Raw genomic sequence first — 20480 nt, forward strand, 5'->3', positions numbered from 1 at the left:
GCTCCGGTCGTTGTCAGTGGGCGGGGGCATCCTGGGGGCATGACGGATCTCGGGGCGAGGGGTGGGCCGGGCGAGGCGGGACTGCGTGCCGCGCTTGCGGCACGGCTTGCGGCGGAGGTCCGCGGCGAGGTCGCCTTCGACGTGACCGCGCGGGCGCTGACCACCATGGACGCGTCCAATTACCGGCGCGTCCCGCTCGGCGTCGTCGCCCCGCGCGACGCCGACGACGTGGCGGCGGCCCTGTCCGTGTGCCGCGCGCACGGCGTGCCGGTCGTGCCGCGCGGCGGCGGCACGTCGATCGCCGGACAGGCGACCGGCACCGGCGTCGTCCTCGACTTCACGCGTCACATGAACCGGATCGTCGCGCTCGACCCCGACGCGCGGACGGCCGTCGTCCAGCCCGGCGTCGTCCTGGACCGCCTCCAGGAGGCCGCCGCCCCGCACGGCCTGCGCTTCGGCCCCGACCCGTCCACCCACAGCCGCTGCACCCTCGGCGGGATGATCGGGAACAACTCGTGCGGCTCGCACTCGGTCGCCTGGGGCACGACGGCGGACAGCGTGCGGCAGCTGACCGTGCTCGACGGCCGGGGGGAGCCGCGCACGCTCGGCCGGGACTGGCAGGGTGCCCCGCCCGGCCTCCGGGCCCTGGTGGAGGGCGACCTGGCCCGCCTGCGCACCGGATTCCCGGAGCTGCCCCGCCGTATCTCCGGTTACGCGCTGGATGCGCTGCTCCCCGAGAAGGGCGCGGACGTCGCCCGGTCCTTCTGCGGCTCCGAGGGCACGCTCGGGGTGCTGACCGAGGCGGTCGTACGCCTGGTCGAGGCCCCGCGCGCGCGGGCGCTGGCCGTGCTGGCGTACGTGGACGAGAGCGCGGCGGCGGAAGCGGCGGCGGGCCTGCTGCCGCTCGGGCCGCTCACCGTGGAGGGGATGGCCGCAGACCTCGTACCGCCCGACGCGGGGCTGCCGCGGGGCGGTGCCTGGCTGTTCGTGGAGACCGGCGGTGACTTTGGGGCCGAGGCACGCGCGCGTGCGGACGCGATCGTGCGGGCCGCCGACGTCATCGACTCCCTGGTCGTCACCGACCCCGCGGGACAGCGCGCCCTGTGGCGGCTGCGGGAGGACGCGAGCGGTACGGCGACGCGGATGCCGGACGGGAGTGAGGCGTGGCCGGGCTGGGAGGACTGCGCGGTGCCGCCGGCCCGGCTCGGGCCGTATCTCCGTGACTTCCGGGGCCTGCTGACGGCCCACGGCCTGCGCGGCACGCCGTACGGGCACTTCGGTGACGGCTGCATCCACGTCCGTATCGACTTCGACCTGATGACGAGCGAAGGACTCGGCCGCTTCCGCCGCTTCTCGGAGGAGCTGGCGGAGCTGGTGGTGTCCCACGGAGGCTCGCTCTCGGGCGAGCACGGCGACGGACAGGCGCGGGCCGAGCTGCTGCCGAGGATGTACGGGAGGGAGCTGGTCGGGCTCTTCGAGCGGGCGAAGGACCTCTGGGACCCGGACGGCCTCCTCAACCCCGGGATGCTCGTGCGGCCCCACCGGCTGGACGAGAACCTGCGGTTCGCGGTGCTGCCCCGGCAGCCGGTCGACGGCGCGTTCGGCTATCCGGCGGACGGCGGGGACTTCTCGGCGGCGGTGCGCAGATGCGTGGGCATCGCCAAATGCCGTACGACGGCCGCTGCTGGTCCGGGGGTGATGTGCCCGTCCTTCCGGGCGACGGGCGAGGAGGAGCACTCCACACGGGGGCGGGCGCGGCTGCTGCACGAGATGCTCGCGGGCGAGGTGGTGACGGACGGGTGGCGGTCGACCGAGGTCCGTGACGCGCTGGATCTGTGCCTGTCCTGCAAGGGATGCCGGTCCGACTGCCCGGTGGGCGTCGACATGGCCACGTACAAGGCGGAGTTCCTGCACCACCATTACGAGGGGCGGCGGCGCCCGGCCGCGCACTACGCGATGGGGTGGCTGCCGGTGTGGCTGGGCCTGGTGGCCCGCACGAGAACGGCCCGATTCGTCAACGCCCTCGCCTCCGTACGCCCGTTGGCCGCCGTGGCCAAGCGGCTGGGCGGGATCGCGCCCGAGCGGGAGATTCCGCGGGTGGCGGCGGAGACGTTCAGCCGATGGTGGCGGCGGCGGTTCAAGGAGCGGGTGCGGCGCATGATGCGAGAGGGGGCGTACGAGTGTCAGGGCGCCGAGGCGGGTCCTGGTGAGGTGGCCTTCCTCTGGCCGGACACCTTCACGGAGCACCTCTCGCCGTCCGTGGGGCAGGCGGCCGTACGGGTGCTGGAGGCGGCGGGGGTGGACGTGATGCTGACGCCGACGGTGGCGATGCGGAAGTCGCGGGCCGGCGCGGGTGTGTCCGCCTCCGCCACCCCATGGTCGGTGGGCCACCGGGGCCGGGTCTGCTGCGGTCTGACCTACGTCTCCACGGGCCAGCTGGACCGCGCCCGCACGGTGATGCGCCGCACGCTCGACCTGATGGGCGTCTTCCTGGACCCCGACATCCACCCGAAGACCCCCGCCGTCGTCGTCCTGGAACCGAGCTGCGCCGCCACCCTGCGCACGGACCTCCCGGAGCTCCTCCACGACGACCCGCGCGCGGCGCGCCTGGCGTCGGCGGTGCTGACGTTCGCCGAAGCGCTGGAACGGCTCGCCCCGGACTGGTCACCCCCGTCCATCGGCCGCCCGGCAGCCGGCCAGACCCACTGCCACCAGCACGCCGTCCTCGGCGACGCGGCGGACCGCCGCCTGCGCGAGGCGGCGGGCCTCACCGGCACCCTGTCCGGCGGCTGCTGCGGCCTCGCGGGCAACTTCGGTTTCGAGAAAGGCCACTACGAGGTGTCCACCGCGTGCGCGGAGGAGCAGCTCCTCCCGGCGGTACGGTCGGCGACCGACGACACGGTGATCCTGGCGGACGGCTTCTCCTGCCGCACCCAACTGGACCAACTGGCGGGCCGCAGAGGGCGGCATCTGGCGGAGGTGCTGGCGGAGGGGCTGGGGGAGGGGGACCGTACCTGAGCGCGCCTGGGGTGCCGAAGCCCCGTAAGTACGCTGGCGAAGCCACCCGCCCCCTCATGAGGAGTGCCGCGTATGAGTGTCCGGAGCCTGCGTCTCCAGGCCATCAGCCGTGAAGAGCATCTGGCGTTCGTCAGGACACGGCCGTCGGCCAGCCATATGCAGGTGCCGTCGTGGGGTGAGGTGAAGCCGGACTGGCGGGCGGAGAGTCTGGGGTGGTTCGACGAGGAGGGGCGGCTCGTCGGAACGGGGCTGGTGTTGTTGCGGCCGTTGCCGAAGGTGAAGCGGTATCTGGCCTATCTGCCGGAGGGGCCGGTCATCGACTGGTATGCCGCGGATCTCGTCGAGCGGTGGCTCGATCCGATGCTGGCGTACCTCAAGGCGCGCGGCGCGTTCACGGTGAAGATGGGGCCACCCGTGGTCGTACGACGATGGAGCGCGGACGCGGTCAAGGCGGCGATCGCCGATCCGGCCGCGCGGCGGCTGCGGGACGCGGAGCCGACGACGTACGAGTCGCGGGCCTTCGACGTCGCCGAGCGGCTGCGAGGCATGGGGTGGCAGCAGACCGAGGCGGGCGGCGAGGACGGGTTCGCGGCCGGTCAGCCGCGCTACGTCTTCCAAGTGCCGTTCGCCGGACGGTCGTTGGAAGAGATTCAGCGCGGCCTCAACCAGCAGTGGCGGCGCAACATCAAGAAGGCCGAGAAGGCGGGCGTGAAGGTGGTGCGGGGCGGCTACGACGACCTGCCCGCCTTCTACGAGCTGTATGCGGAGACCGCCGAGCGGGACCGCTTCATCCCCCGCCCGCTGCCCTACTTCCAGCGGATGTGGACCGCGTTGACCGCCGAGGACCCCGACCGCATGCGGCTCTACCTCGCCCACCACGACGGCGACGTCCTCGCCGCGGCCACGATGCTGACCGTCGGCGAACACGTCTGGTACTCCTACGGCGCGTCCACCAGCCGCAAGCGCGAGGTCCAGCCCAACAACGCCATCCAGTGGCGCATGATGACCGACGCCTACGAACTCGGCGCCGCCGTCTACGACTTCCGCGGCATCACCGACACCCTGGAGGAGAGCAACCACCTCCTCGGCCTGCTCCGCTTCAAGTCCGGCGCGGGCGGCGAGGCCATCGAGTACCTCGGCGAGTGGGACTTCCCCCTCAACCGCGTGCTGCACAAGGCGCTCGACCTGTACATGTCCCGCCGCTGACGGCCACGCACCGCGGGCCGACGGACAACCAATACCCAGGCTTTTTAGTCAACTCTCAGGTTTCATAAGGGGATTCACAGTCGACTTGTGCTGTGTCCTGGGGTGGTGGCGTGTAGGTTTCTTCATGTCGGGCGGCAGGGAAATCCGAGGTGACGACCAGGGAATTCCCGCCCGTTTCCGTAGAGAATTCTCGCACCACTGCATCATTTGCGCCTTCAGATCCTCAAGGAGTTGGCATGAGCTTCAAGAAGCTTGCCCCCCTGACCGCCAAGCCCAAGTCGAAGCAGCTCCCGCCCCCGCCGGCGCCCAAGCCGCGCAAGAAGGCGCACAAGCCGCTCCCCAAGCCGTTCCCCAAGGGTGACAGCTGATCCGGCGGTAGGGAAAAGGGTCGACGGCACACCGTCGGCCCTTTTTTTCTTGTGACTTCGTGAAGCTGCCCGCTGGTTATTCCGACGGTGGGCTGAATTCTCCCGGCACGGCCTGCAATTTAATTGAGGAGGGCCATGGCCCAGCAGAGGCACGAGGAATACGCGGACGGCGACGAAGAGTACGAGGACGAGGACGGCCTCGACTACTACACCCCGACCATTCCCGCCCGTACCGCCTTCCGCCGCTTCTGGCCCATGACCAAGGGGCTGCGGGGCTGGCTGCTGGTCGTCTGGGTGTGCACGGTGCTCGCCGCGCTCGCCGAGACCGCCGCCATCCTCATCTTCAGCGATCTGACCGACAACGCGCTGCAACAGGGCTCGCTGTCGGCGTTCTGGGGCCCGGCCGCCGAGTGGCTGGCCGTCGCCGTGCTCGGCGCGGCCGTCGCCTACGCGGGCAACTCCCTCGCCACCTGGGTGACCGAGCGCTTCGTGATGCGGCTGCGCGAGCACGTCTTCGACCACGTACAGAAGTTGCCACCGCACTTCTTCCAACGCCACCGCCAGGGCGACCTGCTGTCCCGCATGACCAGCGACGTCGAGTCGATCGAGCAGATGGTGATGTCGGGCCTGGTGGGCGCGGCGTCGGCGGCGTTCAGCGCGCTCTTCTACGCGGCGGCCGCGTTCTGGCTGCGCTGGGACCTGGCGGCGGCGACCTTCGTCCTCGCACCGCTGTTCTGGCTGGCCGCCCGCCGTTTCTCCGGCAGCATCAAGTCCGTCTCGCGCGAGGGCCGGGTGGCCGACGGCGCGATCATCTCCGTCGTCGAGGAGTCGCTCGGCAACATCGTCCTCACCCAGGCGTACGACCGCCGGGACGCCGAGCGGCGGCGGCTGAACCAGGAGGCGACCGCCTGGTTCAAGGCCTCCGTGCGCTCGGCCCGCCTGAACGAACTGTACGAGCAGCTCGTCCAGGTCATCGAAACGGTGTGCGTGCTGGCGGTGATCGGCATCGGCGCCTGGGAGATCTCCCACGGCCGGATGACGCTCGGCCAGCTGCTCGCCTTCGCCGCGTTCCTCGGCTACCTGTACCCGCCCGTCCGCGGCCTGGCCCAGCTCGGCCTCACGATCGCCGCCGCCACGGCCGGAGCCGAACGGCTGATCGAGATCCTGGACGTCCGCCCCTCCGTGGCCGACCCGGCGCGCGAGGCGGAGAGCCGACTCGGCCGACCCGACGGTGCCGTCGAGGTACGGGACGCGTCCTTCCGCTACCCCGGCGCGGACACCGTCGCCCTCCAGGGCCTCTCCTTCACGGTCAGCCCCGGCGAACTGGTGATCGTCACCGGCCCGAGCGGCGCGGGCAAGTCCACCGTCTCCAAGCTCCTCCTGCGCTTCTACGACCCGGACTCCGGATCCGTCCTCCTCGACGGCGTCCCGGTGCGCGACTTCCCGCTGGCCCGGCTGCGCGAGTACGTCACGCTGCTGCCGCAGGAGACCCTCGTCCTGCACGACACCGTCCGCGCGAACATCGGCTGCGGCCGGCCCGGCGCGAGCGACGAGGCGCTCGTCGAGGCGGCCCGGGCGGCCGACGCGCACGACTTCATCATGAAGCTGCCCGAGGGGTACGACACCAAGATCGACCCCAACTCGGCCCGGCTGTCCGGCGGCCAGCTCCAGCGGCTGGCCATCGCCCGCGCCATCCTGCGCGACGCCCCGGTCCTCGTCCTCGACGAGCCGACGACCGGCCTGGACGCGATGGCCGCGCGCCGCGTGATCAAACCGCTGCGGCGCCTGATGACAGGCCGTACGACGATCATGATCACCCACGACCTCAACCTCGCCCCGGACGCCGACCGCATCCTGGTCGTCGACCGCGGCCGGGTGGTCGAAACGGGCCGCCACGACGAACTCCTCGCCCGAGGTGGCGCGTACTCCCGGCTGCACCGCTCGCAGAACAACGTGACGATGGACACCGGGGAGCTGCGGTTGCCGCTGTTCACGGAGGCGGCTGGGGCTTCTGGGGTTCCTGGGGTTCCTGGGGTCTTTCCTGGTGGTCCTGCGGTCCCGGGCGCGGTGTACGCGGGCGTTCCGATGGACTACGGAACCTCCGGTTACGCGCCCGGCGTGGCCCCCCAGGCCTTCACGGGAGCCTGGTTCCCGGACGCGCTCCCGGCCGAGTTCGCGACCGAAGCCCCCAACGCCGTGCCCGATCCCCTCTACGACCCCCTGAGCTGCGACGCCCTCAGCTACGACCCCTTGACCGGTTACCTCCCCGACGGTCGCCCCCTCTTCCGCGACGAGGTGCGCTGGGACGGCGCCTGAGATAGACAGGACAGGCCCATAAAGGGTTCACACGCCTGACCGAGTCCATTACCCTGGACTGGAAAGTGCAGTGAGATGTACGAATCCTGAGACAAGCCCCCTGGAAGGCCCCGTGAACAGCCCCAGCGCCGCCCCGACCGCCTCGACGTCTGCGGCCTCGGCCGCCCCGGGCGCGGCACCCGCGTCCACGACAGGCGGCGGCGCCCCGGGCCGACGAGGCGCTCTCGGCCCCGTGGGCCTGGTCCTCGCCGGAGGCATCTCCGTACAGTTCGGCGGCGCGCTGGCCGTGACCCTCATGCCGCGCGCTGGGGCGCTGGGTGTCGTGACCCTGCGGCTGCTGGTGGCCGCGATCGTGCTGCTCGTGGTCTGCCGCCCCAAGGTGCGCGGGCACTCACGGGCCGACTGGGGCACGGTCGTCGTCTTCGGCATCACCATGGCCGCGATGAACGGGCTCTTCTACCAATCGGTCGCCCGCATCCCATTGGGCCCCGCCGTCACCCTCGAGGTCCTCGGCCCCCTCATCCTCTCGGTCCTCGCCTCCCGCCGCGCCGTGAACCTGGTCTGGGCCGGCCTCGCCCTCGGCGGCGTCTTCCTGCTCGGCGGCGGAGGCTTCAGCAGCCTCGACCCGGCGGGCGTCGCCTTCGCCCTGTCCGCGGGCGCGATGTGGGCGGCGTACATCGTCTTCAGCGCCCGTACGGGGCGACGCTTCCCGCAGGCCGACGGGCTGGCGCTGGCCATGGTGGTCGCGGCGGTGCTGTTCCTGCCCCTGGGGATCATCGAGTCGGGGACCCGACTGCTCGACCCGACCACCGTCGCCCTGGGCGCGGCCGTCGCCGTACTCTCCTCGGTCCTGCCGTACACACTTGAACTGCTGGCCCTGCGCCGCCTGCCCGCCTCCACCTTCGCGATCATGATGAGCCTGGAACCGGCCATCGCCGCGACGGCGGGCTTCCTGATCCTCGACCAGGCCCTCTCCACCACGGAGGCCGTCGCGATCGCCCTGGTCATCGGGGCGAGCATGGGGGCGGTACGGACGCAGGTCGGGCGGGGGCGTGCGAAGGGGCTGGATACCGAACAGGCCTGTTGAACCGACGCCTGGGCATATCGGAGACGGGTGAGCGAAAAGCGCAAACTGTTCCGCAAGGGATGGCGGTGAACGCTACAGTCGGGTTGATGCTTTGGACCTCTTGCGTCAGATGCAACAGGGGAAGGGCAAGTCCATCACCGGCACCGATGCGACGAAGGGAACGGCAGCGTGAGCGTGCAGCATGCCGAAGCGGCAGGCGACGGACCGTTGATCCCCCGCCCGGAGCGTACTCCGGGAGCCCTCCGCGCCGCCTGCAATGTAGTCGCTCCACAACTCCTGGCTGCCTACGACCAGGCCAAGGATCAGGCCCTGGCGGAGGCCGTGGAACACGGCTCCATCAAGCCCGTCCATGCATATCTTGACCACTGGGCCGCACTCATCGAGATCGAGCGGCACCCGGAGACGGCGAAGGCGTACCACCGCGCCGAGTACCTGGCCCACGTGGCGACCGTGCCGGACGAGGCGCGTAGGCACCTGGCTACGGCCGGTGGAATCTATCGCGACGCGGCCAAAGCGGTGCACGACGCGTGACCTGGCAGTGGGAATACGTCCCGGACGAGGAGACGGTGGCGGCCGGTGCTCCACCCGCGTTCATCGTCGAGGTGGAGAAGAAGGCGGAGGAGCTGGTCAGGGCAGCCCAAGCCCTTCATCTCCATGGGCCTTCCTATCAGGGAGCAGATGAGGGTGCGAAGCACGCGTTCGTGGACGGCGGCTTCTTTGTTTACATGATCACGCCGCGAACGGAACTCGTCTCCATCTGGCAGATCACCATCGACCCCATCGCGTGAGGCCGGCCCTGCCGCCGATCTCCTGATGCGGCAGGGCCTCGCTCGATATCGCCCGCGTCACGGGCGGCTGCTCGCGTGGGGAAGATACGCGACCGACTCGCTTTGTCCGAGATCGACTTTCTCTCGCCATTATTTCAAGCAGGCTTGCTTGCTTGTTTCTTGGCCCCCTGCCATGCTCCAGAACGCACCGCACCGCACACCGTCGTGCCCCCAGGAGCGCCATCGTGTCCGACCCGTCGCCCGTGATCGACGATCTGAACCGGGAGAGCGAGGAAGTCGACCTGCTGGTGCGGGACTTGGAGGAGAGCGGCTGGGTACGGCCCACCCCCGCCCCCGGCTGGACCATCGCCCACCAGATCGCCCATCTCGCCTGGACCGACCGTTCCGCACTGCTCGCGGTGACCGATGTCGAGGCCTTCGCGAAGGAGGTCGAGAAGGCGCTCGCCTCGCCGGACGGATTCGTGGACGAGGGTGCGCAGGAGGGCGCGGGACTCCCGCCCGCCACGCTGCTCGCCGACTGGCGGTCCGGACGAAAGGCCCTGGAAGACGCCCTCCGCGCGGCCTCACCCGAAACCCGCTTCCCCTGGTACGGCCCACCCATGTCGGCCGTCTCCATGGCCACCGGCCGCCTCATGGAGACCTGGGCCCACGGCCAGGACGTGGCGGACGCGCTGGGTGCGGTGCGCCCAGTCACGGACCGGCTCCGACATGTGGTGCGCATCGGCGTGCGGGCACGGGACTTCGCGTTCGGGGTACGCGGGCTGGAGCCGCCCGACGAGGAGTTCCGCGTCGAAGTCACCGGTCCGGCAGGGGAAGTGTGGACGTACGGCCCCGAGGGCGCCGCCCAGCGCGTCACCGGCCCCGCCCTCGACTTCTGTTTGCTGGTCACCCAGCGGGCCCACCGTGCCGATCTCGCCGTACGGGCGCAGGGCCACGACGCGGACCGGTGGCTGGACATCGCGCAGGCCTTCGCCGGGCCGCCGGGCGCCGGGCGGAAGCCGGCGCGGCAGGAGCCGAAGGGTACGGCCGAGTGACCCGCCCCCTGCGCATAGCCAACGCCTCCGGCTTCTACGGCGACCGCTTCGACGCGATGCGCGAGATGCTCACCGGCGGCGAGCTGGACGTCCTGACCGGCGACTACCTCGCCGAGCTGACCATGCTCATCCTGGGCCGCGACCGGCTCAAGGACCCCACGTCCGGATACGCCCGCACCTTCCTGCGCCAACTGGAGGAGTGCCTCGGCCTCGCGCACGAGCGGCGCGTCCGGATCGTCGCCAACGCCGGGGGCCTCAACCCCGCCGGACTCGCGGACGCCGTACGGGAACTGGCCGACCGCCTCGGCATCCCCGTACGCGTCGCCCACGTCGAGGGGGACAACCTCGCCCGCCGCCCCCCTGCTCTCGGCTTCGCTCGAGCAGGGGGGACCCCCATCCCCGAGAGCCTCGCCGCCCACGCCTACCTCGGCGGTGCCGGAATCACCGCCTGCCTGCGTGAGGGCGCGGACATCGTCGTCACCGGGCGCGTCACGGACGCGGCGCTGGTCACCGGCCCGGCCGTCGCTCACTTCGGCTGGGCCCCGGACGCCTACGACCGGCTCGCGGGCGCCGTCGTCGCCGGGCACGTCCTGGAATGCGGCACCCAGGCGACCGGCGGCAACTACGCCTTTTTCGCCGAGCACGACCCGGCGACCCTGCGCCACCCCGGCTTCCCGCTCGCCGAACTCCACGAGGACGGCACCAGCGTGATCACCAAACACGACGGCACCGGCGGCCTCGTCAGCATCGGCACGGTCACCGCGCAACTCCTCTACGAGACCTCCGGCGCCCGGTACGCGGGCCCCGACGTCACCGCCCGCCTCGACACGATCCGGCTCACCGACGACGGCCCCGACCGGGTCCGTATCGACGGCGTACGGGGCGAGCCCCCGCCGCCCACCCTCAAGGTCGGCCTCAACCGCCTCGGCGGCTTCCGCAACGAAGTCGTCTTCGTGCTGACCGGGCTCGACATCGAGGCGAAGGCCGCGCTCGTACGGGACCAGATGGAAGCCGCGCTGGACGCCGCCAAGTCCCGCCCGTCGGACGTGCGGTGGGACCTCGCCCGCACCGACCACCCCGACGCCCCCACCGAGGAGACGGCCAGCGCCCTGCTCCACCTCGTCGTACGGGATCGGGACCAGGACGCGGTGGGCCGCGCACTGAGCGGCGCCGCCGTGGAACTGGCCCTCGCCGGCTACCCCGGCTTCCATGTGCTGTCACCACCCGGAAAGGGCGCGCCCTACGGGGTCTTCGAAGACGTGTACGTCGACCAAGGCGCCGTGGATCACCTGGCGGTCCTGCACGACGGACGCCGGATCCCGATGGCCCCGGCCCTCCGCACCCTCGAACTGGAGTCCGCCCCGGAACCGTCTCTGCCCGAGCCCCCGCTTTCCGGCGCACCGACCCGCAGGGCCCCGCTCGGCCTGGTCGCCGGCGCCCGCAGCGGCGACAAGGGCGGCAACGCGAATGTCGGCGTCTGGGTTCGTACGGACGATGCCTGGCGTTGGTTGGCCCATGAGCTGACAGTTGACAGATTTCAGAATCTGATAACTGAAAGCCGTCATCTGAAAGTTGTCCGACATCTTCTCCCCAACCTTCGCGCCCTCAACTTCGTCGTCGAAGGGATCCTCGGCGAGGGCGTCGCCGCCCAGCACCGTTTCGATCCCCAGGCCAAGGGCCTAGGCGAATGGCTCCGCTCCCGTCACCTGGACATCCCGGAGAGCCTCCTGTGACCGTCCTTTCCTCCGCGCTGGACCTCAACAGCCCCGAGTACACGGCGAACCGCGCCGCCATGCTCGAGAAACTCGCCGAGTTGGACGCCGAGCACGCCAAGGCGCTGGCGGGCGGCGGCGAGAAGTACGTCGCCCGGCACCGCGCACGAGGCAAGCTGCTCGCCCGCGAGCGCATCGAACTGCTGGTCGACCCGGACACGCCGTTCCTGGAACTGTCGCCGCTCGCGGCCTGGGGAAGCGACTACGCGGTCGGCGCCTCGCTGGTCACCGGCATTGGCGTGGTCGAAGGGGTCGAATGCCTGATCACCGCCAACGATCCCACCGTACGCGGCGGTGCCAGCAACCCCTGGAGCCTGAAGAAGGCGCTGCGGGCCAATGACATCGCCCTCGCCAACCGGCTGCCCTGCATCAGCCTCGTCGAGTCGGGCGGCGCCGACCTGCCGTCCCAGAAGGAGATCTTCATCCCCGGGGGCGCGATCTTCCGCGACCTCACGCGGCTGTCGGCGGCCGGTATCCCGACCGTCGCCGTCGTCTTCGGGAACTCCACCGCCGGAGGCGCGTACATCCCAGGCATGTCCGACCACGTGATCATGGTCAAGGAACGCGCCAAGGTCTTCCTGGGCGGGCCGCCGCTGGTGAAGATGGCCACCGGCGAGGAGAGCGACGACGAGTCGCTGGGCGGCGCCGAGATGCACGCGCGCGTGTCGGGTCTCGCCGACTACTTCGCCCTCGACGAGCAGGACGCGCTCCGGCAGGCCCGACGGGTGATCGCCCGCCTCAACCACCGCAAGGCGTACGGCGATCCAGGCCCGGCGTCCCCTCCCAAGTACGACCCTGACGAGCTGCTCGGCATCGTCCCCGGCGATCTCAGACACCCCTTCGATCCGCGCGAGGTCATCGCCCGAGTCGTCGACGACTCCGACTTCGACGAGTTCAAGCCCCTCTACGGGACGAGCCTGACCACCGGCTGGGCGTCGCTCCACGGCTACCCGGTCGGCGTGCTGGCCAACGCCCAAGGGGTGCTCTTCAGCGCCGAGTCCCAGAAGGCGGCCCAGTTCATCCAGCTGGCCAACCAGCGCGACATCCCCCTCCTCTTCCTGCACAACACCACCGGCTACATGGTCGGCAAGGAGTACGAGCAGGGCGGCATCATCAAGCACGGCGCGATGATGATCAACGCGGTGAGCAACAGCCGCGTCCCGCACCTGTCCGTGCTCATGGGGGCGTCGTACGGAGCCGGTCACTACGGCATGTGCGGGCGGGCCTACGACCCGCGTTTCCTCTTCGCCTGGCCCAGCGCCAAGTCCGCCGTCATGGGCCCCCAGCAGCTCGCGGGCGTGCTGTCCATCGTCGCCCGGCAGTCGGCCGCCGCCAAGGGACAGCCATACGACGACAAGGCTGCGGACGCGGACGCCGCGCTGCGCGCCATGGTGGAGCAGCAGATCGAGTCGGAGTCCCTGCCGATGTTCCTGTCCGGGCGGCTGTACGACGACGGGGTCATCGACCCCCGCGACACCCGCACCGTCCTCGGCCTGTGCCTGTCCGCGATCCACACGGCGCCCTACGAGGGCGCGCGCGGTGGCTTCGGCGTCTTTCGCATGTGAGGAGTGTCCTGTTGATCGCCAGTGTGCTCGTCGCCAACCGCGGCGAAATCGCCTGCCGTGTTTTCCGTACATGCCGTGAGTTGGGGATCCGGACGGTCGCCGTGCACTCCGACGCCGACGAAAACGCCCTCCACGCGCGCGTGGCCGACGAGGCGGTACGGCTGCCCGGCGCGGCGCCCTCCGACACGTATCTGCGCGGCGACCTGATCGTGAAGGCGGCCCTGAGCGCGGGCGCGGACGCCGTGCACCCGGGGTACGGCTTCCTCTCCGAGAACGCCGACTTCGCGCGCGCCGTCCTCGACGCGGGCCTCGTCTGGATCGGGCCGCCGCCCGAGGCGATCGAGGCGATGGCCTCCAAGACGCGCGCCAAGAAGCTGATGGGCCTCGCCCCCCTGTCGACGGTCACGGCGGACGACCTGCCCGTGCTGGTGAAGGCGGCCGCGGGCGGCGGCGGACGCGGCATGCGCGTCGTACGGGAACTCGGCGACCTCGACGCCGAACTGACGGCCGCCCGCGCCGAGGCCCTCGGCGCCTTCGGCGACGGCGAGGTCTTCGTCGAGCCCTACGTGGAGGGCGGGCGCCACGTCGAGGTGCAGATCCTCGCCGACACGCACGGCACGGTGTGGGCGCTCGGCACGCGCGACTGTTCGCTCCAGCGGCGCCACCAGAAGGTCATCGAGGAGGCTCCCGCCCCCGGGCTCGGAGAGCTCACGCAGACCCTCCACGACCTGTCCGTACGCGCCGCCCGAGCCGTCGACTACGTGGGCGCCGGCACGGTCGAGTTCCTGATCGCGGACGGCAGAGTCCACTTCCTGGAGATGAACACCCGCCTCCAGGTCGAACACCCCGTGACGGAAGCGGTCTTCGGGATCGACCTCGTCGCACTCCAGATCCAGGTGGCGGAGGGCTCAGCCCTCGAAAACGACCCTCCACGCGCGCGTGGTCACGCGATCGAGGCCCGCCTGTACGCCGAGGACCCGGCGAACGCGTGGGCCCCACAGACCGGCACGCTCCACCGGCTCGCGGTGCCGGACGTGCGCCTGGACACCGGCTACACCGACGGCGACCCGATCGGCGTCCACTACGACCCGATGCTCGCCAAGGCCGTCGCCCACGCCCCCACCCGCGCCGAGGCCCTGCGCAAACTGGCGGGCGCCCTGGAGAGGGCGACGATCCACGGCCCGGTCACCAACAGGGAGCTGCTCGTACGGTCCCTGCGGCACCCGGAGTTCGCCGACGCCCGCATGGACACCGGCTTCTACGACCGCCACCTCGCTGCGCTCACGACGCCCGCCCCGGACCCGTACGCCCCCCTCGCAGCCGCGCTCGCGGACGCGCACGGCCGTTCCCGGTTCGGCGGCGGCTGGCGCAACCTTCCCTCCCAGCCGCAGACCAAGCGCTACGCCATGGCCGGCACCGAGTACGAGGTCCGCTACCACCACACCCGCGACGGCCTGACCACCACCGAGGCCGACGGGGTGCGCGTCCTGCACGCGGACGCCCGTCTCGTCGTACTCGAAGTGGACGGCGTACGAAGGAAGTTCGAGGTGGCGCGCTACGGCGGCCAGGTCTTCGTGAACGCCACCCCCCTCACCGCCCTGCCCCGCTTCCCCGACCCCACGGCCCAGCAGGCGCCGGGCTCGCTACTGGCCCCGATGCCCGGCACGGTCGTCCGCGTCGCCGAGGGCCTGGCCGTCGGAGCCGCCGTGACGGCCGGAGAGCCCCTCCTGTGGCTGGAGGCGATGAAGATGGAGCACCGCGTGTCCGCGCCGACCGCAGGCACGCTCAGTGCCCTGCACGCGACCCCCGGCCAACAGGTGGAGGTAGGCGCGCTCCTGGCGGTAGTGGATCCAACTCCGTGAGAAAGCCGCCCCTTCAGGGGCGCGGCGCCGTTACGTCATGCGGCTTTGCCGCGTGGGCGTGACCAGCCACATACAGCCCGCACCCGTCCACACTCAGGAGCCCCATGCCTCCCGTCACAGAAACCGAAGAACACGCCACCCTCCGCACCGCCGTAGCCGCCCTGGGCAAACGCCACGGCCACCACTACAACGCCGAAGACCTCTGGTCCGACGCGGCCAAGCTCGGCTACCTGGGCGTCAACCTGCCGGAGTCATACGGCGGCGGAGGCGGCGGCATCTCCGAACTCTCCCTCGTCCTCGAAGAGCTGGGCGCCGCGGGCTGCCCCCTCCTGATGATGATCGTCTCGCCCGCGATCTGCGGCACGGTGATCGCCCGCTTCGGCACGGACGCCCAAAAACAACAATGGCTGCCCGGCATAGCCGACGGCACCCGCACCATGGCCTTCGGCATCACCGAACCCGACGCCGGCTCCAACTCCCACCGGATCACCACCACGGCCCGCCGGGACGGCGACGACTGGATCCTGAACGGCCGCAAGGTGTTCATCTCCGGCGTCGACATCGCCGACGCCACGCTCATCGTGGGCCGTACGGAAGACTCACGTACGGGCCGTCTCAAGCCCTGCCTGTTCATCGTCCCGCGCGACGCGGACGGTTTCGGGCGGCGGCGGATCGAGATGGAACTCCGCGGCGCGGAGAAGCAGTTCGAGCTGACCCTCGACGAGGTCCGGCTGCCCGCCGACGCGCTCGTCGGAGACGAGGACGCCGGCCTGCTCCAGCTCTTCGCCGGGCTCAACCCGGAGCGCGTGATGACAGCCGCGTTCGCCATCGGCATGGGCCGCTTCGCGCTCTCCAGGGCCATCGAGTACGCCCGCGAGCGCACCGTCTGGAAGGACCCCATCGGTGCCCACCAGGCCGTCGCCCATCCCCTCGCGCAGGCCCACATCGAGCTCGAACTCGCCCGACTGATGATGCAGAAGGCGGCGTTCCTGTACGACTCCGGGGACGACGCCGGCGCCGGGGAGGCCGCGAACATGGCCAAGTACGCGGCAGGTGAGGCCTGCGTGAAGGCGGTCGACCAGGCCGTACACACCCTCGGCGGCAACGGCCTCACGCGTGAGTTCGGTCTCGCCTCATTGATAACGGCCTCGCGCGTGGCTCGTATTGCCCCGGTGAGCCGGGAGATGATTCTCAACTACGTCTCCCACCAAACCCTGGGCCTGCCCAAGTCCTACTAGGCCCTGTCGTCAAATTCCCGCCTGCCTCGCGACGCCATGCACGCACCCTCGCCGCACCGGGCACAGACCCACGTACAACCAGTACGAGGGCCTGTGCCCGGCACGCCGAGGGCACGCACCTGACGCCGCGAGGCCCGCCCTCCGGGCGGACGACGGGAATTTGACGACAGGACCTAGCCGCTCTAGGAGGAACCGTGTTCCGCAGCCAGTACGCAGACGTTCCGGCCGTCGAGGAACCCATCCACGAGGCGGTCCTCGGCCGCGCGGCCGAGCGTGGCGACACGCCCGCACTCGTCGACGGAGTCGACGGCACCACGCTCACCTACGCCCAACTGGACCACTTTCACCGCCGGCTGGCTGCCGCGTTCGCCGACGCGGGCGTCCGCAAGGGTGACGTACTGGCCCTGCACAGCCCGAACACGATCGCCTTCCCCACGGCGTTCTACGCCGCCACGCGCGCGGGGGCGTCGGTCACGACCGTGCACCCGCTCGCCACGCCCGAGGAATTCGCCAAGCAGCTGCGCGACAGTGCCGCGAACTGGATCGTGACCGTCTCGCCGCTCCTGCAGGCGGCGCGGCAGGCCGCCGAACTCGCGGGCGGCGTACGGGAGATCTTCGTCTGCGACAGCGCGCCGGGGCACCGCTCGCTGATCGACCTGCTCGGCTCCACCGCACCCGAACCGCAGATCGACATCGACCCGGTGACGGACATCGCGGCCCTCCCGTACTCCTCCGGGACCACCGGCATACCCAAGGGCGTGATGCTCACCCACCGGTCCATCGCCACGAACCTGGCGCAGCTCTCGCCGACCATGCCGATGGGCCCGGGCGACCGCATCCTCGCCGTGCTGCCCTTCTTCCACATTTACGGGCTCACTGCCCTCATGAACGCGCCGCTACGGCAGGGCGCGACCGTCGTCGTCCTTCCCCGCTTCGACCTCGAGACCTTCCTCGCGGCCATCCAGCAGCACCGCATCAACGCCCTGTACGTGGCCCCGCCGATCGTCCTCGCCCTCGCCAAACACCCGGCTGTCGCGCAGTACGACCTGTCGTCGCTGAAGTACATCATCTGCTCCGCGGCCCCCCTGGACGCCGCCTTGGCGGCCGCCTGCTCACGGCGGCTCGGCCTGCCACCGATCGGCCAGGCGTACGGCATGACCGAGCTGTCACCCGGCACGCACGTCGTCCCCCTGGACGCCGATAACCCGCCCCCAGGGACAGTCGGCAAGCTCATCGCCGGCACGGAGATGCGCATCGTGTCCCTGGACGACCCCTCCAAGGACGTGGGCGTCGGAGAGGCCGGCGAGATCGTCATCCGCGGTCCCCAGGTCATGAAGGGCTACCTGGGACAACCAGACGCCACCGCCGCGATGATCGACCCGGACGGCTGGCTGCACACCGGGGACGTCGGCCATGTGGACGCCGACGGCTGGCTGTTCGTCGTCGACCGCGTCAAGGAGCTCATCAAGTACAAGGGCTTCCAGGTTGCGCCCGCCGAACTCGAAGCCCTGCTGCTGACCCACCCCGGCATCGCGGACGCCGCCGTCATCGGGGTCTACAACGACGACAACAACGAAGTCCCGCACGCCTACGTGGTGCGTCAGCCGTCCGCCACCGGTTCCTCCGACCTCTCCGAAGGAGACATCATGATGTACGTTGCCGAGCGCGTCGCCCCGTACAAGCGGGTTCGCGGCGTCACCTTCGTCGAGGGCGTGCCACGGGCCGCCTTCGGGAAGATCCTGCGCCGGGAACTGCGGGCCCGCCGGTGACCGCCGCCCCCACACCCACCGTTGTCCGTTCGGCGCACGACCGTGCCATCACCACCCTCACCCTCGACTCGCCCCACAACCGCAACGCCCTCTCGGCCGCGCTCGTGGGCGGACTGTCGGACGCGCTCACGCGGTGCGACAAGGACCGCGACGTCCGCGCGATCGTCCTCACCCACACCGGGAACACCTTCTGCGCGGGCGCGGACCTGCGTGACCCGCCGCACCCGGACTCGCTCGTCGCCCTGCTGCGGCAGATCGTCGAGCTGCACAAGCCGGTGGTGGCCCGGGTGACGGGCCATGTGCGGGCGGGCGGACTGGGTCTCCTGGGGGCGTGCGACATTGCGATCGCCTCCAGGGAGGCCACTTTCGCCTTCACGGAGGTACGTATCGGCGTCGCGCCCGCCGTCATCTCCCTCCCCCTGCTGTCCCGTACGGACCCACGCGCCCTCGCCCGTTACTACCTCACCGGCGAACGCTTCGACGCGGCGGAGGCGGTACGCACGGGCCTGCTGACGGCGGCGGGCGACGATGTCGACGCGAGTCTCGCCCCTGTCCTGGCCGGTCTGCGCCGGGCGTCCCCGCAGGGCCTGGCCGAGACGAAGAAGCTGCTCACGGCTAGGGTGCTCAAGGCCTTCGACCGGGACGCGGCCGCCCTGACCGCGCTCTCGGCCGAGTTGTTCTCCTCCGCGCAGGCCGCCGAGGGGATGACGGCCTTCCTCGAACGACGGGATCCCGCATGGGTGGTGTGACCACGGTCGACGGTGCCGAGCGCGCCGACGGCGTCGACCGTGTTGAGCGTGCTGACCGCGTCGAGCGCGTCGAACGCGTTGAGCGCGTTCCCAAGCAGGACCGCAGCCGGGCCACCCGGCAGCGGCTTCTGGCGGCCGCCGTGGCCTGTCTCGCCGAACACGGCTGGGCGGGCTCGACGGTCTCCGTCGTCGCCGAACGCGCCGGTGTCTCCCGGGGCGCCGCCCAGCACCACTTCCCGACCCGCGAGGACCTGTTCACCGCGGCGGTGGAGTACGTGGCCGAGGAACGCTCCACGGCCCTGCGCGCGCTCTTCCCGGAGGGCGCCGCCGACCGCCGCGCCGTGGTCGCGGCCCTGGTCGACCTCTACACCGGCCCCCTCTTCCGCGCCGCCCTCCACCTCTGGGTCGCCGCCTCCAACGAGGACCAGCTCCGCCCCAGGGTCACCGAGCTGGAGGCTCGCGTCGGCCGCGAGACCCACCGGATAGCCGTGGTACTGCTGGCCGCGGACGAGTCACGGCCGGGCGTACGGGAAACGGTCCAGGGCCTTTTGGACATGGCCCGCGGCCTCGGCCTCGCCAACCTCCTCACGGACGACGGGGGACGACGGGAGGGAGTGGTGGCGCAGTGGGGGGAGATCCTGAACGGGGTACTGGACTGAGGGCACTCGGCGCTCACGGACTGATAGCGCCCGGCGCACAAGGGCTCAGCGCCCCGGCGCTCACGGACTGAGCCGCTCCACCCGCCAGCTGCCGTCCGGTTCCGCCACGTACCGCAGCCGGTCGTGCAGCCGGTTCTCGCGGCCCTGCCAGAACTCGACCGTCTGCGCGGCGATGCGGAAGCCGCCCCAGTTCGGCGGGGCCGGGACCTGCTCGCCCTCCGGGTAGCGGTCGCTGAGCTCCTCGTACGCGGCGTCGAGTTCGGCGCGGGAGTAGATGACCGAGGACTGGGCGCTGGCCCAGGCGCCCAGCTGGGAGCCGTGCGGGCGGGTACGGAAGTACGCGGCCGTCTCGTCACGGCCGGTGCGCCGCGCCGTGCCGGTGACGATGACCTGGCGGGCCAGCGGGTGCCAGGGGAAGAGCAGCGAGACGTACGGATTCTCGGCCAGCTCGCGGGCCTTGCGGGAGTCGTAGTTGGTGTAGAAGACGAACCCCTGTTCGTCGTACTGCTTGAGCAGCACCGTGCGTGAGCTGGGCCGCCCCTCCGCGTCCGCCGTGGAGACGACCATCGCGTTCGGCTCGTACACCATCCCCTGCGCGGCGGCCTGCGCGGCCTGCTTGAACCAGCGGGCGAACTGGTCCATGGGATGCGCGGCCAGATCGGACTCGGCGAGCCCCTCGGCGCGGTAGTGCTTGCGCATCGCGGCAAGGTCGGCGGCGGGGTAGGCGGTGGAATCGGCTGCGGATTCATCCAGGAAGCGGTCGCGGTCGGTCACGCAGTCATCCTGCCGTATCAAGGCCCCCAACCGGCGGGGTGGGGTTCATCACCCAGTGGCACTGAGTGCCGCACAGTCTCCTCAGCGATGGCACTCGGGGATATGGTGCTGCGACACGGGGCATCACCGGGATGACGTACCGGACCGCGAGTTCACGAGCCGACCGTGGAACCGGATGTCGACCACCCATCACCGACGCGTGATTCCACTGCATCGAATCCCCTCGACAACCTCCGACAACCTCCGGTCAGCCAAGCGCCCCGCAAACCGCCTGT

16 protein-coding genes are annotated in these 20480 nt (G+C 71.0%); 15 read left to right on the forward strand and 1 reads right to left on the reverse strand.

The genetic code is table 11. The annotated features are described in order from the left end of the window. The first annotated feature begins 165 nt into the window (after positions 1 to 165). The 15 genes from AB0D57_RS16895 to AB0D57_RS16965 all read left to right on the forward strand — a co-directional run bounded on the left by AB0D57_RS16895 (position 166) and on the right by AB0D57_RS16965 (position 19431). Positions 166 to 3018, forward strand: a complete 2853-nt coding sequence (locus tag AB0D57_RS16895; protein ID WP_362072600.1) for an FAD-binding and (Fe-S)-binding domain-containing protein — start codon at positions 166 to 168, stop codon at positions 3016 to 3018. A 72-nt stretch (positions 3019 to 3090) separates the two neighbouring features. Beyond that, complete coding sequence (locus AB0D57_RS16900) at positions 3091 to 4224, forward strand: peptidoglycan bridge formation glycyltransferase FemA/FemB family protein (protein ID WP_362072438.1); 1134 nt, start codon at positions 3091 to 3093, stop codon at positions 4222 to 4224. Positions 4225 to 4460: 236 nt separating this feature from the next. Continuing rightward, entirely contained in the window at positions 4461 to 4592 is a 132-nt protein-coding gene (locus AB0D57_RS16905) for a hypothetical protein (RefSeq protein WP_362072440.1), read from the forward strand. A gap of 135 nt (positions 4593 to 4727) precedes the next feature. Then, on the forward strand, positions 4728 to 6908 hold the full coding sequence (locus AB0D57_RS16910; RefSeq protein ID WP_362072442.1) for an ABC transporter ATP-binding protein: 2181 nt from the start codon (positions 4728 to 4730) through the stop codon (positions 6906 to 6908). Between the two features lie 112 nt (positions 6909 to 7020). Beyond that, positions 7021 to 7995, forward strand: a complete 975-nt coding sequence (locus AB0D57_RS16915) for an EamA family transporter (RefSeq protein WP_362072444.1) — start codon at positions 7021 to 7023, stop codon at positions 7993 to 7995. Positions 7996 to 8163: 168 nt separating this feature from the next. Further along, complete coding sequence (locus AB0D57_RS16920) at positions 8164 to 8526, forward strand: DUF6247 family protein (protein ID WP_362072446.1); 363 nt, start codon at positions 8164 to 8166, stop codon at positions 8524 to 8526. Next, positions 8523 to 8783: a hypothetical protein gene (locus AB0D57_RS16925; protein ID WP_362072448.1), complete on the forward strand. Its 261-nt coding sequence runs from the start codon at positions 8523 to 8525 to the stop codon at positions 8781 to 8783. Before AB0D57_RS16920 ends, AB0D57_RS16925 begins: the two co-directional genes overlap by 4 nt. 224 nt (positions 8784 to 9007) lie before the next feature. Continuing rightward, on the forward strand, positions 9008 to 9817 hold the full coding sequence (locus AB0D57_RS16930) for a TIGR03084 family metal-binding protein (RefSeq protein WP_362072450.1): 810 nt from the start codon (positions 9008 to 9010) through the stop codon (positions 9815 to 9817). Then, positions 9814 to 11550 (forward strand): acyclic terpene utilization AtuA family protein, encoded by a 1737-nt coding sequence (locus AB0D57_RS16935; protein ID WP_362072453.1) that lies wholly within the window; start codon positions 9814 to 9816, stop codon positions 11548 to 11550. Before AB0D57_RS16930 ends, AB0D57_RS16935 begins: the two co-directional genes overlap by 4 nt. After that, on the forward strand, positions 11547 to 13154 hold the full coding sequence (locus AB0D57_RS16940) for a carboxyl transferase domain-containing protein (protein WP_362072455.1): 1608 nt from the start codon (positions 11547 to 11549) through the stop codon (positions 13152 to 13154). Before AB0D57_RS16935 ends, AB0D57_RS16940 begins: the two co-directional genes overlap by 4 nt. Positions 13155 to 13165: 11 nt before the next feature. Then, a complete protein-coding gene (locus tag AB0D57_RS16945; RefSeq protein WP_362072457.1) occupies positions 13166 to 15016 on the forward strand; it encodes a biotin carboxylase N-terminal domain-containing protein in 1851 nt (616 codons plus the stop codon). Positions 15017 to 15120: 104 nt separating this feature from the next. Continuing rightward, a complete protein-coding gene (locus AB0D57_RS16950; protein WP_362072459.1) occupies positions 15121 to 16254 on the forward strand; it encodes an acyl-CoA dehydrogenase family protein in 1134 nt (377 codons plus the stop codon). Positions 16255 to 16448: 194 nt separating this feature from the next. Beyond that, positions 16449 to 18023, forward strand: coding sequence for a 4-coumarate--CoA ligase family protein (locus AB0D57_RS16955; RefSeq protein WP_362072461.1), 1575 nt, complete (start codon positions 16449 to 16451; stop codon positions 18021 to 18023). Then, positions 18020 to 18772, forward strand: coding sequence for an enoyl-CoA hydratase family protein (locus AB0D57_RS16960; protein WP_362072463.1), 753 nt, complete (start codon positions 18020 to 18022; stop codon positions 18770 to 18772). The genes AB0D57_RS16955 and AB0D57_RS16960 overlap by 4 nt, the downstream gene beginning before the upstream one ends. Continuing rightward, on the forward strand, positions 18760 to 19431 hold the full coding sequence (locus AB0D57_RS16965; RefSeq protein WP_362072465.1) for a TetR/AcrR family transcriptional regulator: 672 nt from the start codon (positions 18760 to 18762) through the stop codon (positions 19429 to 19431). Before AB0D57_RS16960 ends, AB0D57_RS16965 begins: the two co-directional genes overlap by 13 nt. Before the next feature lie 60 nt (positions 19432 to 19491). On the opposite strand, the gene pdxH is transcribed toward AB0D57_RS16965, so the two are convergent. Then, positions 19492 to 20184: a pyridoxamine 5'-phosphate oxidase gene (gene pdxH, locus AB0D57_RS16970; RefSeq protein WP_362072603.1), complete on the reverse strand. Its 693-nt coding sequence runs from the start codon at positions 20182 to 20184 to the stop codon at positions 19492 to 19494. Positions 20185 to 20480 lie beyond the last annotated feature (296 nt).

It is taken from the genome of Streptomyces sp. NPDC048275, assembly GCF_040652275.1.
Classification (GTDB): Bacteria; Actinomycetota; Actinomycetes; order Streptomycetales; family Streptomycetaceae; genus Streptomyces.

Coding starts and splice junctions, on each gene's coding strand:
- AB0D57_RS16895 (WP_362072600.1), top strand. CDS start 166: ATGGACGCGTCCAATTACCGGCGCGTCCCGCTCGGCGTCGTCGCCCCG.
- AB0D57_RS16900 (WP_362072438.1), top strand. CDS start 3,091: ATGAGTGTCCGGAGCCTGCGTCTCCAGGCCATCAGCCGTGAAGAGCAT.
- AB0D57_RS16905 (WP_362072440.1), top strand. CDS start 4,461: ATGAGCTTCAAGAAGCTTGCCCCCCTGACCGCCAAGCCCAAGTCGAAG.
- AB0D57_RS16910 (WP_362072442.1), top strand. CDS start 4,728: ATGGCCCAGCAGAGGCACGAGGAATACGCGGACGGCGACGAAGAGTAC.
- AB0D57_RS16950 (WP_362072459.1), top strand. CDS start 15,121: ATGCCTCCCGTCACAGAAACCGAAGAACACGCCACCCTCCGCACCGCC.
- AB0D57_RS16965 (WP_362072465.1), top strand. CDS start 18,760: ATGGGTGGTGTGACCACGGTCGACGGTGCCGAGCGCGCCGACGGCGTC.